The 14,528-nt window shown below is 70.8% G+C and carries 12 protein-coding genes; 8 read left to right on the plus strand and 4 right to left on the minus strand.

Translation table 11 applies throughout. From position 1 onward, the window contains the following. Both treY and glgX read right to left on the minus strand, forming a co-directional pair. On the minus strand, positions 1 to 2,319 hold the full coding sequence (gene treY / locus ACFXOM_RS09275; protein WP_385037520.1) for a malto-oligosyltrehalose synthase: 2,319 nt from the start codon (positions 2,317 to 2,319) through the stop codon (positions 1 to 3). Positions 2,320 to 2,924: 605 nt separating this feature from the next. Continuing rightward, complete coding sequence (gene glgX, locus ACFXOM_RS09280; RefSeq protein ID WP_384946566.1) at positions 2,925 to 5,045, minus strand: glycogen debranching protein GlgX; 2,121 nt, start codon at positions 5,043 to 5,045, stop codon at positions 2,925 to 2,927. A 138-nt stretch (positions 5,046 to 5,183) separates the two neighbouring features. Here glgX and ACFXOM_RS09285 point away from each other — a divergent pair, with 138 nt between their 5' ends. From ACFXOM_RS09285 to ACFXOM_RS09305, 5 genes are all read left to right on the plus strand, one after another. Next, a complete protein-coding gene (locus ACFXOM_RS09285) occupies positions 5,184 to 6,014 on the plus strand; it encodes a Tat pathway signal sequence domain protein (protein WP_385037523.1) in 831 nt (276 codons plus the stop codon). A 13-nt stretch (positions 6,015 to 6,027) separates the two neighbouring features. Continuing rightward, positions 6,028 to 7,350, plus strand: coding sequence for a copper amine oxidase (locus ACFXOM_RS09290; RefSeq protein ID WP_385037525.1), 1,323 nt, complete (start codon positions 6,028 to 6,030; stop codon positions 7,348 to 7,350). Positions 7,351 to 7,449: 99 nt separating this feature from the next. Continuing rightward, positions 7,450 to 8,682, plus strand: coding sequence for an SAV2148 family HEPN domain-containing protein (locus ACFXOM_RS09295; RefSeq protein ID WP_384933367.1), 1,233 nt, complete (start codon positions 7,450 to 7,452; stop codon positions 8,680 to 8,682). A 105-nt stretch (positions 8,683 to 8,787) separates the two neighbouring features. Beyond that, positions 8,788 to 9,138 carry a hypothetical protein gene (locus ACFXOM_RS09300; RefSeq protein ID WP_384933364.1) on the plus strand — a complete coding sequence of 117 codons (351 nt, stop codon included), beginning with the start codon at positions 8,788 to 8,790 and terminating at the stop codon, positions 9,136 to 9,138. Beyond that, entirely contained in the window at positions 9,135 to 9,848 is a 714-nt protein-coding gene (locus ACFXOM_RS09305) for a 3'-5' exonuclease (protein ID WP_384933362.1), read from the plus strand. Before ACFXOM_RS09300 ends, ACFXOM_RS09305 begins: the two co-directional genes overlap by 4 nt. Before the next feature lie 222 nt (positions 9,849 to 10,070). Here the strand turns inward: ACFXOM_RS09305 and ACFXOM_RS09310 are convergent, their stop codons facing one another. After that, positions 10,071 to 10,922, minus strand: a complete 852-nt coding sequence (locus ACFXOM_RS09310; protein WP_385037528.1) for a phosphotransferase enzyme family protein — start codon at positions 10,920 to 10,922, stop codon at positions 10,071 to 10,073. Positions 10,923 to 12,018: 1,096 nt separating this feature from the next. Here ACFXOM_RS09310 and ACFXOM_RS09315 point away from each other — a divergent pair. The 3 genes from ACFXOM_RS09315 (at position 12,019) to ACFXOM_RS09325 (ending at position 14,252) form a co-directional block, all read left to right on the plus strand. Continuing rightward, on the plus strand, positions 12,019 to 13,221 hold the full coding sequence (locus tag ACFXOM_RS09315) for a S8 family peptidase (RefSeq protein WP_384933357.1): 1,203 nt from the start codon (positions 12,019 to 12,021) through the stop codon (positions 13,219 to 13,221). A gap of 76 nt (positions 13,222 to 13,297) precedes the next feature. Beyond that, on the plus strand, positions 13,298 to 13,867 hold the full coding sequence (locus ACFXOM_RS09320) for a DUF1697 domain-containing protein (RefSeq protein ID WP_385037531.1): 570 nt from the start codon (positions 13,298 to 13,300) through the stop codon (positions 13,865 to 13,867). Then, entirely contained in the window at positions 13,857 to 14,252 is a 396-nt protein-coding gene (locus tag ACFXOM_RS09325) for a DUF4440 domain-containing protein (protein ID WP_385037534.1), read from the plus strand. Before ACFXOM_RS09320 ends, ACFXOM_RS09325 begins: the two co-directional genes overlap by 11 nt. On the opposite strand, the gene ACFXOM_RS09330 is transcribed toward ACFXOM_RS09325, so the two are convergent. Beyond that, entirely contained in the window at positions 14,221 to 14,445 is a 225-nt protein-coding gene (locus ACFXOM_RS09330) for a DUF4236 domain-containing protein (RefSeq protein ID WP_384933349.1), read from the minus strand. The two genes, ACFXOM_RS09325 and ACFXOM_RS09330, sit on opposite strands and share 32 nt — an antisense overlap. Between the last annotated feature and the right edge of the window lie 83 nt (positions 14,446 to 14,528).

Consider the following 14,528-nt stretch of genomic DNA (forward strand, 5'->3'; position numbering starts at 1 on the left):
TCACCCGGCCGTCCGCTCCAGCAGTGCCACCGGCCGGTCGGCGAGGAGCCCACCGAGCGGCACGGGTACGCCGCCCCGGTACGTGCGCCCCCCGGCGAGCACGTCGGTCCACCGGCCGGCGGGCAGCACCAGGGACGTGTCTCCCCAGCCGCCCTTCTCGGCGAGCCGGAGGGAAAGCCTGGTCGCCACCGTCACGGCCGCCCCGGAGCGGCAGAAGGCCAGGCAGTGTCCAGCCGCCGCTCCGGCCGCCTCCAGGGGCGCGTAGCTGCCCGACGCGCCGAACACGTCGGGACGGCGGCGGCGCAGCCGCAGGGCCGCGCGGGTGAGCTCCGTCTTCTCGTCGGGCTCCGCCTCCCGGAACGGCCGCCGGTTGTCCGGGTCGACCAGCGCCAGGTACTCGTGCTCGGTGCCCTGGTAGAGCTCGGGAACGCCGGGCATCGTCAGCTGCACCAGGGCGGCGCCCAGGCGGTTGGCCCGTGCGTACGGGGCGAGCTCGCGGGCGAGCATCGCCAGCGTGTCCATCGGCGGACCGGCGCCGGCGGGTCCGGCGTCCACGAAGTCGCCCACAGCCTGTTCGTACTGCGGATCGGGCTCGGTCCAACTGGTGTGCAGTCCCGCTTCCCGCACCGCCTTCAGCAGGGCCGGGCGCAACCGCTCCGGATGCGGGATCCCGAAGCCGAAGGCCGTCTGCCAGGCCACCCACGCCAGATGGGCGTCGGGCGCAGCCGTCCCGGCCAGTTCCCTGAGCAGGCGTTCCCACCGTCCCGGGCATTCCGACAGGACCGTGACCCTGGCCCGCAGGTCCGCACTGCGCTTCGTGTCGTGCGTGGAGAGGACCGTGGCGGAATCCGGCCAGTCGCGGGCGATCCGGGTGCAGTAGGCGTGGAACTCCTCCGGGCTCACCGCCGGCTGCCCCGGGTCGCCGCCGACCTCGTTTGCGGAGATCAGCGGGGCGTATCGGTAGAAGGCGGTGTCCTCCACGGACTTGGCGCGCAGCGCCGAGGACGTCTGGGCGAAGCGGGCGCGGAACGCCTCCCGGTCCGGGCCCCCTCCGCGCCGGCCCAACGCCAGGTCCCGGATCACCTCGACGGCCTCGGCCTCCTCGGCGACCGCGAACGCCGCCTTCGCGCCCAGCGCCGCTTCCGCGGTGACGACCGATGCGCCGCCCGTGCGGTACGGGCGGTAGACCGGGACCCGCACCAGCAGCTCGCGGAGCGCGGTGCGCAGGGCCCACGGCGCGTGGTCGCGCGACTCCGGGTCCGCCTCGCAGGCGCGTTGCGCCAGCCGGGTGAGAGCCTCGATCTCCGCGGCGAGTTCGTGCGTCACCACCCGGTACGCGGAGCGCCGTACGGTGGCGTCCCAGAAACCGCCGCGGTCACCGGCGACCGAGGTGAAGTCCCGGTAGTGGTCGCACAGTTCCGCGGCCCCCGCCGGGTCGGTGAAGACGCCGTCGACGCGGTGGAGGGCGTCGTACCCGGTGGTGCCCGCGACCGGCCAGGTCGCCGGCAGTCGCTCGGCACGGGTGAGGATCTTCTCCACGACCGTCCAGCACCCGCCGGTCGCCCCGTCGAGCCGGTGGAGGTAGCCCTCCGGGTCGGCCAGCCCGTCGGGGTGGTCGATCCGCAGCCCGTCCACGACGCCGTCCCGGACCAGCTCCAGGACTTTCGCGTGGGTGGCGGCGAACACCTCGGGATCCTCGACCCGAATGCCGATCAGCTCCGAAACGGTGAAGAAGCGTCGGTAGTTGAGCTCGGTTCGCGCGAGCCGCCACCAGCCCAGCCGATACCACTGTGCGTCCAGCAGTTCGGGCAGCGGCAGCCCGGACGTACCCTCGCGGAGGGGGAACTCGTGTTCGCCGTAGTGCAGCGACCCGCCGACCACCTGCAGCGCACCGAGCTCGTGGCCGAGCCGCTCCGCGAGCACCGGAAGCAGCACCCGTCCGTCCCCCGCCTCCCAGTCGATGTCGAACCAGCGCGCGTACGGAGAGGCGGGGCCTTCCCGCAGCACCTCCCACAGGGCCCGGTTGTGGCGTGGGAAGGCGGCCATGTGGTTGGGCACGATGTCGAGCACCAGACCGAGTCCGTGCTCGTGCGCGGTCCGGCCGAGTGCGCGAAGGCCCCGTTCGCCGCCGAGCTCCTCCCTGACCCGCCCGTGGTCCACGACGTCGTAGCCGTGCGTGGATCCCGGCACCGCTTCCAGCACGGGTGACAGGTGGAGGTGCGAGACCCCCAGGTCCGCGAGGCGGGGTACCGCGGCCTCGGCCGCGGAGAACGGGAAGTCCGGCTGGAGCTGGAGCCGGTACGTGGCGGTGGGCGTCATGCGAACGTACGTACCCGCATCAGGGGGAACTGTGTCATCGGCGCCGGAACGAATGCGGACGGACCACCCGACGTTCACCTGGCGTCTTGCGAGGAGGCCCCGGCGTTCACGCCTGGGGGAACCGCATCCCGTGACAGTGACGCGGAGCGTCGCCGCATCCGGCCTGTGGGCGCGGAGCGCCACCGCGCTCGCCCGGAGGAGTCGGGTGAAGGCGAATGTGTGTGCCTGTCGTCGCTGATGGGGGTGATGGTGCTGGGAGTTGGGTGTGGGTGTGCGAATTTCGCTCGTATGGTCGTGTGAGGGCAGGGCAGGTGACAGGAATGAGAGGGGGTGACGGCGTGACTGCAGCGGCGGGGACCGATGGCGTGGGTCATGCCAGGTACACCTACCGGCTGCGCGTGTGGTGTGCCGCCCGCGCCGCTCTGGTGGCGAGTGGGACCGGTGTCGCCGGGTGTGGAACGAATGCGTCACCAAGTCCAGGGCCGTGCACCTGCACAACAAGGCCACCGGGCAGAAGGCGACGCGCGGCCCGGCGCAGCTCGACAGGATGCAGACCGAAGCCCACGTTCGTACGATACGACGAGTGTCCGCCCACTCCTTCCCCGCTAAGCGGGCCTGCGCAGCACGGTCAGGCTCCGGCCGATCATCCGCACCCGCTCGCCCGCCGCCACCTTGGGCCCCTGGCCCGGGGGAACGCCCTCGGACCGTGCGGTGTCCACCACGACCTCCCACTGCCGCCCGTGGTTCACCGGCACTGCGAAGTCCAGCTCGTCGGCGCTTGCGTTGAACATCAGCAGGAAGGAGTCGTCCGAGATTCGCTCACCCCGCGGTCCCGGCTCGGAGATCGCGTGCCCGTTCAGGAACACCGTCAGGGCCTTCGCATGCGCAGCCTGCCAGTCGCGCTGGGTCATCTCCTCACCCTCGGGAGTGAACCAGGCGATGTCCGACAGCTCGTCGTGCGTGCCCTCCACGGGCCGGCCGTGGAAGAACCGCCTCCTGCGGAAGACCTGGTGGTCGCGGCGCAGCCACACCATCGCCCGGGTGAAGGCGAGCAGCGTGCCCGGCTCGTCGGTCGTCGTATCCGGCCAGTGCACCCAGGAGAGCTCCGTGTCCTGGCAGTAGGCGTTGTTGTTGCCCCCTTGAGTGCGGGCGAACTCGTCGCCGTGGCTGAGCATCGGCACCCCCTGGGACAGCATCAGCGTCGCGATGAAGTTGCGCATCTGCCGGTTGCGCAGCTCCCGGACCTCCGGATCGTCCGTGTCGCCCTCCACCCCGCAGTTCCAGGACCGGTTGTGGCTCTCCCCGTCCCGGTTGCCCTCCCCGTTGGCCTCGTTGTGCTTCTCGTTGTACGAGACGAGGTCGTGCAGGGTGAAGCCGTCGTGACAGGTGACGAAGTTGACGGAGGCGAGAGGGCGGCGGCCGTCGTCCTGGTAGAGGTCGGAGGAGCCCGTCAGCCGTGACGCGAACTCCGCGAGCGTACGCGGCTCGCCGCGCCACAAGTCCCGTACGGTGTCTCGGTACTTGCCGTTCCACTCGGTCCACAGCGGCGGGAAGTTCCCCACCTGGTAGCCGCCCTCCCCGACGTCCCACGGCTCCGCGATCAGCTTCACCTGGCTGACCACCGGATCCTGCTGTACGAGGTCGAAGAACGACGACAGCCGGTCCACCTCGTGGAACTGCCGGGCCAGCGTCGCCGCGAGATCGAAGCGGAAGCCGTCCACGTGCATCTCCGTGACCCAGTACCGCAGTGAGTCCATGATCAGCTGGAGTACGTGCGGGGAGCGCATCAGCAGCGAATTGCCGGTCCCCGTGGTGTCCATGTAGTAGCGGCGGTCCTCGGTCAGCCGGTAGTACGAGGCGTTGTCGAGGCCCCTGAAGGACAGGGTCGGGCCGAGGTGGTTGCCTTCGGCGGTGTGGTTGTAGACGACGTCGAGGATCACCTCGATGCCCGCCTGGTGCAGGGCCCGCACCGCCGATTTGAACTCCAGTACCTGCTGCCCCCGGTCGCCCCAGGACGCGTAGCGGTTGTGCGGGGCGAAGAACCCGATGGTGTTGTAGCCCCAGTAGTTGTTCAGCGCCGCGTCGACCAGCCGGTGGTCGTTCACGAACTGGTGCACCGGCATCAATTCCAGTGCTGTGACGCCCAGTTCGGTGAGGTGGGAGATCACGGCCGGGTGGGCGAGGCCGGCGTACGTCCCGCGGAGCTCCTCGGGGAGCGCCGGGTGGAGCATCGTGAGACCCTTCACATGGGCCTCGTAGATGATCGTGCGGTGGTAGTCGGTGCGGGGCGGGCGGTCGTCGCCCCAGTCGAAGTACGGATTGACGACGACCGACGCCATCGTGTGCGGGGCGGAGTCGAGGTCGTTGCGCGCGTCCGGCCTGTCGAAGTGATAGCCGTACACCGGTTCACCCCAGTCGATGCGACCGCTCATCGCCCGGGCGTAGGGGTCCAGGAGCAGCTTCGCGGAGTTGCAGCGCTGGCCGCATTCCGGGGCGTAGGGCCCGTGCACCCGGAAGCCGTACCGCTGCCCGGGCATGACCCCCGGCAGGTAGGCGTGGCGGACGAACGCGTCGGTCTCGCGCAGCTCGACGGCGGTCTCCGAGCCGTCGTCGTGCAGAAGGCACAGCTCGATGCGGTTCGCGGCCTCGGAGTAGACCGCGAAATTGGTGCCGGCGCCGTCGTAGGTGGCGCCGAGGGGATACGCCTGTCCCGGCCAGACCTGCATAGATAAGACTCTTCCACTTCTGATCCGGGTGCGGGGGACCTCTCGGCCGATCCTTCCCGAAAGAAGGGCAACCACCTAGGACTTACCACCGTCCTACCGGGTGACCACATCGAACGGGGGGCGGCAGAAGGGGAAAAAGTGCGCAAATTAGTGCGCCGCCATCTGGGGAAGGTGGTGGCGGGCACGGCCATTGCAGTGACGGGTACCGCTGTGATGGTCGGCATCACCCTGCCCGGAGCGGCGGGAGCGGAAGGCGCTCCTGAGGGCCTGTCCGCAGCGTCAGGGGAGCAGGATACAGGCCGGGGCGGGTCCGGTGCAGGACCGGGCGCCGCGTCTCCCGGCCCCGGTGTCGTCGCCGCGGCCCCCACGGAGGGCGACAAGGGCGTCGGGAGGGACCCGCTCACGGACGGCGAACTGGAGCGCGCGAAGCAGCTGGCCGTCGCGCCGGTGGTGCGCAGCGGGGAGAACGTCTCGGGCGGGCACGGCCCGCAGGTACTCGCCACCGATCTGGCCGAACCCGAGCCGTCGGGGGACAACGTCGCCGCCCCGCGCCGGGCCGTCGTGTCCTACTACGACTACCGGACCGACCAGCTCGTGACGGCGACCGTCAACCTCACCGCCTCACGGGTGGAGACCCGGGGTGCCCAGCAGGGCGTCCAGCCGTCACCGCGCCGCGCGGAGCTGCGGGAGGCAGCCGGGCTGATCCTGGCCAGCCCCCTCGGCGCGGGGATGAAGGCTGACTACCTGGATGCCACCGGAAGCGCCCTCACGTCGGTGGAACCCCTCACCCTGAGTGGCTACGTGTACCGCAAGGACAGCGAGGCGAGGGTCCCGCAGCGGCTCGACGCCTGCGGGGTGCACCGCTGCGTGCGGATCATCACCAAGATCACCAACGGGCCGTGGATCGACACCAGGCATCTGGTCGTGGACCTCAGCGCCCGCACCGTCGTCGCCACGCCGTCCGCCTGAGGGGTCCCGTCGCATGGACAAGAGTAGATTCACGCGTGTCCCGGTACCGTTCCCGGCCGCCCGCAAGGCCGGTCCGGTGCTCGCCGCCGTCGTCCTGGCGGCCGGCGCGCTGACTTCGGCCGGTCCCGCTGCACGTGCCGCCGCCCCCCGGGGACCCGTCCCGCCGCCGGGATGCAGTGCCCCGCAGCGCATCACCGAGAGGCTCGCCGGGGGCACCACCTGGAACATGTGCTGGCACTACGACTCGTCAGCGGGGCTCGTGCTGGATCGGGTCGGCTACCGTCCGAAGGGCGAGCCGCGCCCCCTGCAGGTGCTCACCAGTGCCAAGCTCGCCCAGGTCCACGTGCCCTATGACGACGGGAAGGCCGAGTTCGACGACCTCACCGGTTTCGGGTTCGGTTACGGCCTGCAGGAGCTCAAGCCGGCGGAGTGTCCGGGCGGCACCATCCGCTCCGTCAAGGTCCCGGACTCCGGCTACGTCAAGGGCCTGTGCACCACCACCCGCTCACGCGGCCACGCCTACCGGATGGCGAGCGACGACGGCACCAGGGTCTGGCAGGAGGAGGGCCGGGACCTCCTCGTCTACACCGTCAACAAGGTCTCCTGGTACGAGTACATCACCGAGTGGCGCTTCTCCTCCGACGGGACGATATCCGCCAACATCGGAGCTACGGGCAGTCTCTCGCCCGTCGACTACGACGCGGGCGACGGTCGGGGGTGGCCGATCGGTAAGGGTGCAGAGGACTACGCCACCAGCCACAGCCACAACGTCTTCTGGCGGCTGAACTTCGGGCTCGACGGCGGCGCCCGGGACCGGGTCGAGCAGTACGACTCCGTGGTCACCCCGCCGAACGGCAACGGCAGTCCGACGACGAAGACCACCTGCACCCCCGTGACGAAGGAGCTCGCCGGGGACGCCAAGTCCATGCGCTGGTGGCGCGTCGTGAGCGCGACCGGCCGGAACGCGGACGGACACCCTCGCAGCTACGAGATCGTGCCGGGGCCGTCCGCCAAGCACCCGGGCCGGCCCTTCACCCAGCACGACGTCTACTTCACCCAGAACCGGGCCTGTGAGCAGTTCGCCAGCAACAACACGCTCGACTGCGGGCCCAACGCCCCCACCAGTGTGGACAAATGGGTCAATGGGGAAGATCTGCGAAATCCCGTCGTGTGGGTCAACATCGGGTTCCACCACATCGCCCGTGACGAGGACCAGCAGCCGATGCCGGTCCACTGGCAGGGATTCCGGCTCGCACCCAGGGACGTAACCGCAATGAATCCCCTCACTCCGGCAGATCTCGCCACCGAGAACGGAGCCCCGTCGTCCGGGAGTTGAGCGAGGACCCTGGGGATCCGGCTGCACCGCCTCCCGCTCCCGGAGTACCCTTCCTTGATCGTTGAAGACGGGCGTCCGGGAACAGAAGGCGGTGCACGGGTGAGCTCGGGAGGTCTGGAGCTGCCACCTGGTGACGCAGGTCACGAGGGAGACTCCGCTGACGTACCACCCGGCGCGGTCTCCCTCGCCCGGCCGGTCGAGATCGGGGCCGAGCTGGACTGGGACGCGGACGTCTGGAGTGAAGTGCGCACGCGCGCACAGCGGGCCGGGCGGGCCTACATCTGGCTGAACCTGGTGGAACAGCGGCTGCGCGCGGTGGTCGCCGCCGTGCTGCGTCCCATCTACGAACCGGTGCACGGCGAGGACTGGGTCGTGGCGGCCGCCGGCCCGGCCGGCCAAGAGTGGGTGCAGCGGGCCGTCGCGGTGCGCGAGGTGTCGCGCCGCAAGGGGTACCTCCTCGACCCGGCCGACGACAACGTGCTCAGCTTCCTGACCCTCCCGCAGCTGCGGGAGCTGGTGGTCCAGCACTGGCCGTGCTTCGAACCGTACTTCGACGACCGGCGCGACGTGGAGCTGGCCCTGGACGAGCTGGAGGTCACGCGCAACGTGGTCTCCCGCAACAGGGCGTTGAACGAGACCGTGCTCGCCCAGGCCGAGCGGGCCTCGGCCCGGCTGCTGGAGATCCTCGGTAGCGGGGCCGGGGTGCCGTCTTCGGACCGGCTGCCGGTGGACGCGGTCGAGGACCTCGTCGGGGACCGCTATGCGGACGTGGTCTCCGTCCATCCCGACCGGGTCCGACTGCAGCGGCAGTTGCCCGCCGAGGACCTGTTCGGCGGTGCCAGGCGTCTCGACGCCATCGGCATAGGGCTCAACCTGCTCGTGCAGAACTTCTCGGGGCGACGGCTGGTGCGGCTCGCCGAGTCGGGGTGCCGGGTGCGGTTGCTCTTCCTCAACCCGGCGAGCAGTGCGGTCAAACGGCGTGAGCGAGAGCTCGGCCTGAAGAAGGGTGAGCTGAGCCGTTCGGTGGAGATGAACATCCTCCACATGCGGCGCGTGCGGTCGAAACTGCGCGATCCGGGGGCCTTCGAGATCCAAGTGTTCGACGAGACCCCCCGTTTCACGGCCTACCTCGTCGACGGGGACGGGCCGGACGGGCTCGCCGTGGTGCAGTCGTACCTGCGGAGGGCGCGTGGCATGGAGGTGCCGGTGCTGGTGCTGCGGGGCGGGGGGCGGTCGGTGGTGCGGGCCGGGCAGGACGCCGACCACGGGCTCTTCCAGACCTACCGCGAGGAATTCGAGGCGGTGTGGATGGATTCGCGACCCGTGTCCTGATCCGTCCTGTCAGTGGCCCGCCGCGTCCTGACTGTCAGTGGTGCGTGCGAGGGTGTGTCCGAGGGGGAGCACCACGCACCACCGCACAACCGAGGAGGGGGCAGCATGTCCTGGCACCGTGAGCCGCCGGCCGGCATCGACCCGGAGGCGACCGGCACGCATCAGCCCGCGCAGCGCATCGTGGACGGGGCGACCGTCGTGGCGCGGGGCGGGAGGAGCGCCCGGCGCCCGAGCGGCGACGTGTCCGCATGGCCGGTCGAGGCGTACGGCACGGCTGGCGGACGGTCGACGGGGTGCCGCGCCGCGCGGTCCGTGGTGCACGAGGCGGCAGGGGTGTCGAGGAGCCGACGGGCGCGGGCCGTGCCGCTCTTCGCCCGGGACGGGGAGCCCGACCCGGGGGGAATATCGTCCCGCCCTCGGTCCTGCGGTGCACTGCTGGACGGACCGCTGCGATGAGCTGGGTCAACGGACGGCTCGTGGCCTTCGACCTGGAGACGACGGGGACCGACGTCGAGACCGACCGGATCGTCACCGCGGCGCTTGTGGCCGTGGATCCGGAGGGAGGTCCTCCGCGCGCCCGCACGTGGCTGCTCGACCCTGGGGTGCCCATCCCCGAGCAGGCCGCGGCCATCCACGGCATCTCCACGGACCACGCCCGCGCGCACGGGACACCGCCCGCGCCCGCCGTCGAGGAGATCACGTCGGCCGTCGCGGACGTACTGAACTCCGATACCCCGCTCGTGGTGATGAACGCGCGCTACGACCTCTCGCTGCTCGACCGTGAGTGCCGACGGTACGGGAAGGAGCCACTGGTCAGGCGTCTGCGCGGAGGGGCGTCGACCGTCATCGACCCCCTGGTCCTCGACAAGCACGTCGACCGGTACCGCAAGGGAAAGCGGAACCTCCAAGCACTCTGCGAGCACTACGGCGTGCCGCTCGACGACGCGCACAACGCGGTCGCGGATGCCGTGGCGGCGGCGCGGGCGGCCCGGTCCATGGGGCGCCGGCACCGGGGCATAGGGGGACTGGCACCGGCGGACCTCCACGACCTCCAGGTGCGTGCGGCGGCCGAGCAGGCGGCGTCGTTGCAGTCCTACCTCCGGCGCACATCGAACCCCGAGGCGACGGTCGAGTCTGCCTGGCCCGTCATCCCTTACGCCGGCTGACCGCTGCGCCGGCGGCACGCTCCGTCCCGCGCCGCCGCACACGGGCGGGGCCCGGTCGGGGTGCCCCGGCGCTCTGCCGAGCCCCTACCACGCGGCGGAGCGATGGTCGACCGGCTCTGCCGCCCGGTGGTGCACTTGGCGACCCTCGGCACCGAACCGGGCGAGCGCAGCGTCGGGTTGCACCTCATCGGTCAGGGCATGGCGCGCCAAGGGCCGGCGGCCTCAGAAGGCGTACCAGCGCGCGCTCCGATCGCCGTCACGCAGCGAGGCGACACGGCGGCGGAACTCCTCCAGCGCCTTCGGGTCGGACGGAGCGTGCTGGGCGACCCAGGCGCAGCTCGCGGTTTCGCGGGCACCGCGCAGGACGTCGCACCCTTCCCAGTCCCGGACGTCCCACCCGTAAGCATGCGTGAAGGAGTCGTAGGCTGCGGCGTCGAGTCCGTACCGGTCGCGGGAGAGGGCCAGCACCACCAGGTCGTGCTCGCGCAGATCCGATGAGAAGGTCTCCAGGTCGACCAGGACCGGACCGTCTGCGCTGATGTGCACGTTGCGGGGGAGCGCGTCACCGTGCAGCGGGCCCGGGCTGAGGTGCGGCGTCAGCGCGGCAGCCGCCGCTGTGAAGTGGTCCCTGCGGCCCCTCAGGTAGGCGGCGTCAGCGGGGTCGATCGCGTCTCCGGCCAGACGCAGCCAGCGTTCGACACCGTCGAGCAGCTCCCGCCGCGGAAGGTGGAACGGAGCGGCGGGCAGGGCGTGCACCTGACGGAGGAGGGGAGCCAGATCGCGGGGCTCCGCGGGACGCACGGGCTCGGGAAGCCGATGCCACACGGTCATCGGATGTCCCTCGACCAGGCGCGCGGTCGGTTCGGCGGCCCGCACGGCGGCCACTCCTGATCGGTCCAGCCAGGCGGACACGGCGACTTCCCGCTCGGCACGCTCCCGCAGCTCGGGAGTACGGCCGACCTTCACGACCAGCTCGCCGATCGCGAACACCGCGTTCTCGCCCAGCGCCAGAAGTTCCCCGCCCCCATCGAACCCGGCTGCCGCCAGAACCTCCCGCGCGCGTCTCTCGTCCATGGCGCGCATTCTCGCATTCGGGTGGGCCGGAACCGTCGGCAGATCTGCCCTGCCGGTGGGGGCTCTGCCGGTCGGTCAGCCGGCACGAGGGGTGCCGACCGCGGGCTCGGCGGCGATTGCGGGCGAGGACTATCCGGGGGCCGCGGGGAGAACGCCCATGTGTCGCCGGTGCCGCGCGGAATTCCGCCTCCGACAATCCGCGTCGAGGGGCCGCGGAGGTCCTGCCGTGCGGTCGTACCGTGAGGAACCGTTCCGGCGTTCCCCAGTTCCCGTGCTCCGTCCGGACGTTCGAGACGGCCTTCGGTGCGAGGAGGCGATTCGATGGTCGACCGTCTCTCGGGTGCCGTGTGCTCGGAATTGCGCGAACGTTCCGCAACCCCATCGGGAATGGGCCGCCAGCTTCGCGGGCGACTCCGTCGTGGCCCCTTCCGCCGCCGCGTCCGCGCTCCTTCTCCACCGTGCCCGGTCGCAGCGGGAACGCAGTGCCCACCGCCGTCCTCCCACCGTTCTGGCCCGGAGGAAGACGGCCGTGTCCTCCGACTCCGCGCGGGATCCGGGCTCTCGGCGACCGGCCGTCCGCACCCCGGCCCAACCTGTCGCCGCGGTCCGACGTCGGTTCCGGTGCTCCTGTGCCGGTTCCTCCTCGGATGCAACGCGGTGGCGATGTCGCCGTCCTGTTCCCGGTGATCCGAGGGGTGATTTCAGGACAGCCGGTCGTGCCGAACGGCGGAACCCGTAACGGCTTCGGTCTGCCGCGCGATCGGGAACCACTCTCCCGAGGGGCTGGTTGGCCGGCGAATTCCCTTACACGCGCGCCCGCTTGAACGCGGGGAAGGGAACGGGGAGGGCGAGGGGAGGAATTGAGGAGACGAAGAGGAGAGCGGGGGGAGAGGGAGGGGAGAGCGTAAAGGGAGGTGTAGTCCGAGTTGGGCGAAGCTGGCCGTTTTCTTGTTACGGATACTTGTTGAGTAAGTCACAGCTGCATGAAGGGGTTGATCTGGGCGCGTCAATCGGTCAGGGTTTCGAGGCAGCCCCCGAAAGATTTCTCTTCGGAGGCGAATCCCCCCACAAATTGATGACGAGGAGACCCCTCTTCATGGCATCTCACAAGCGCGCGAGCAGGATGAAGCTCACCGCGGCGGTCACCGCCGTGGCCGCCGCTGCCGGAGTGACCGTACTGAACGGCCCGTTCGCCGGAGCCGCGCCCGCTCCGGCCGAGGGCAAGATCTACGGCGCGAACGCCGAAGGCGCCGTCGCCGGGAGCTACATCGTCCTGCTGGACGAGAAGGCGGACAAGGCGGAGCTCGCCAAGGAGTACGGCGGCACACTGCAGCGCAACTACAGCTCGGCGGTCAACGGCTTCTCGGCCAGCGGCCTTTCCGAGACCGAGGCCAAGCGCCTCGCCGCCGATCCGGCCGTCGCCAAGGTGGTCCAGAACAAGACGTTCTCGATCAACGCGACGCAGGAGAACCCGCCGTCCTGGGGCCTGGACCGCATCGACCAGGCCGATACCGAGGGCGATGAGAAGTACACCTACCCCGACAACGGCGGCGAGGGCGTCACCGCGTACGTCATCGACACCGGGGTGCGCATCTCCCACAAGGACTTCGAAGGCCGCGCCACGCACGGCTTCGACGCCATCGACAACGACGACACCGCCGACGACGGCAACGGCCACGGCACCCACGTCGCGGGAACCATCGCCGGCAAGGAGCACGGCGTCGCCAAGAAGGCGAACATCGTTGCCGTGCGCGTCCTCGACGACCAGGGCTCCGGCACCACCGAGCAGGTCGTCGCCGGCATCGACTGGGTGACCAAGAACCACAAGGGCCCGTCGGTCGCCAACATGAGCCTCGGGGGCACCGCCGATCCGGCGCTCGACGAGGCGGTCCAGAAGGCCATCGCCTCCGGCGTGACCTTCGCCGTCGCCGCGGGCAACGAGTCCAGCGACGCGGGCCAGGGCTCCCCGTCCCGCGTCGAGGAGGCCATCACCGTGGCCTCCTCGACCAAGGACGACATGCAGTCCGACTTCTCCAACTTCGGCTCGGTCGTGGACATCTACGCACCGGGTTCGGACATCACGTCGGACTGGAACGACAGCGACGAGGGCACGAAGACCATCTCCGGCACGTCGATGGCGACTCCGCACGTCGTCGGCGCCGCCGCGGTCTACCTCGCCGGGCACCAGGACGCCACCCCCGAGCAGGTCGCCAAGGCCCTGACGGACGGCGCCACCGCCGACAAGATCGGCAACCCCAGCGAGGGAACGCCCAACAAACTGCTGAAGGTCGTCGAGTAGTCCTCGGCCCGCAGCGATGACCGGCGGCCGCCGTGCCGTCCCCCACGGGGCACGGCGGCCGTCCTATGGTGTGCGCATGGCGAAGACGGAAGCGTATGCAGCGCTGCTGCGAGGGATCAACGTCGGTGGGCACCGGAAGGTCCCCATGGCGGACCTCCGCGCCCTGCTGGTGGAACTCGGCCACGGCGACGCCCGCACCTACCTGCAGAGCGGCAACGCCGTCTTCACCACGGCGGCGGGCTCCGACGAGGACGAACTCGCGCGGGACATCGAGCGTGCGATCGAGGAGCGGCTCGGCTTCGCGGTCGACTGCCTGGTGCGCAGTGGTCCCTACCTCTCGGCCGTCGTGGCGGACTGCCCCTTCCCCGCAACCGAGTTGGAGGGCCGGCAACTGCACGTCAGGTACCTCTCCGAGCAGGTGGCCCCGTCGCGGCTCGCGTCCGTGGACGCCGCGGCCCACCTCCCGGAGGAATTCCGCCTCGGCGACCGCGCGTTGTACCTCTACGCACCCGAAGGGCTCGGCCGGTCCAAGCTCGCCGAGGTGCTCGGCAGGCCGGGCCTCCTCAGGGGGGTCCTGGCCACGACCCGCAACTGGAACACGGCCGTCAAGCTGGCCTCGATGACGGGAGGACCCGGTGGCGCCTGATGCGCTCCCCGCGGTCGCGGCGGCGATCGCGGGCGAACTGCGTCTCCTCGACCCCTCGGTGCGGCGTGATCCGGCGCTCCTGGCCGCGCTCCTCCACCCGGATTTCTTGGAGTTCGGCGCGTCCGGGCGCCGCTGGGAGCGCGCGGCGATCATCGAGTCGCTCGTCCGGGAGGGCGACGCAGACCCGGACGCCGTCCCCATCGCCGCGTCACGCATGACGGGCGACGAAATCGCTCCCGGCGTCGTCCACCTGACCTTCGTCACCGACGACAACGGCGCCCACGCACACCGTAGTTCGCTGTGGCGGTGGAGCGACGGGTCCTGGCGGCTCTACTTCCACCAGGCCACGCCGTTCAGTGCCGACGAGAGCTGCGGTGCCAGCTGAAACCTCCCGGCAGCCGCACGGAGGCGCTGTGGTTGCCCCCGCTGTCCCGAGTGACGTGGGCGCGACGGGTGCCCAGACTCAGCGACCACCCGTGGGTGGTGACGTACAGGTGCACCAGCCTCGGGACCAGCGTGATCCGCTTGTGGTAGTGGAACGACATGTCGACCTCCTCTTCGCCAGCGTGCCGTGCCACGGCACGGCGTCCGTCACGGCGGTGCCACGGTCGTGTCACCGCACGGGCAGACATGTCCTCCGGGGCGAGCCCGAAGGCGGCCG

Source organism: Streptomyces sp. NPDC059169 (assembly GCF_042755225.1).
Classification (GTDB): domain Bacteria; phylum Actinomycetota; class Actinomycetes; order Streptomycetales; family Streptomycetaceae; genus Streptomyces.

Coding starts and splice junctions, on each gene's coding strand:
- ACFXOM_RS09310 (WP_385037528.1), bottom strand. CDS start 10,922: ATGGACGAGAGACGCGCGCGGGAGGTTCTGGCGGCAGCCGGGTTCGAT.
- ACFXOM_RS09290 (WP_385037525.1), top strand. CDS start 6,028: ATGGACAAGAGTAGATTCACGCGTGTCCCGGTACCGTTCCCGGCCGCC.
- ACFXOM_RS09300 (WP_384933364.1), top strand. CDS start 8,788: ATGTCCTGGCACCGTGAGCCGCCGGCCGGCATCGACCCGGAGGCGACC.
- ACFXOM_RS09320 (WP_385037531.1), top strand. CDS start 13,298: ATGGCGAAGACGGAAGCGTATGCAGCGCTGCTGCGAGGGATCAACGTC.
- treY (WP_385037520.1), bottom strand. CDS start 2,319: ATGACGCCCACCGCCACGTACCGGCTCCAGCTCCAGCCGGACTTCCCG.
- glgX (WP_384946566.1), bottom strand. CDS start 5,045: ATGCAGGTCTGGCCGGGACAGGCGTATCCCCTCGGCGCCACCTACGAC.
- ACFXOM_RS09305 (WP_384933362.1), top strand. CDS start 9,135: ATGAGCTGGGTCAACGGACGGCTCGTGGCCTTCGACCTGGAGACGACG.
- ACFXOM_RS09315 (WP_384933357.1), top strand. CDS start 12,019: ATGGCATCTCACAAGCGCGCGAGCAGGATGAAGCTCACCGCGGCGGTC.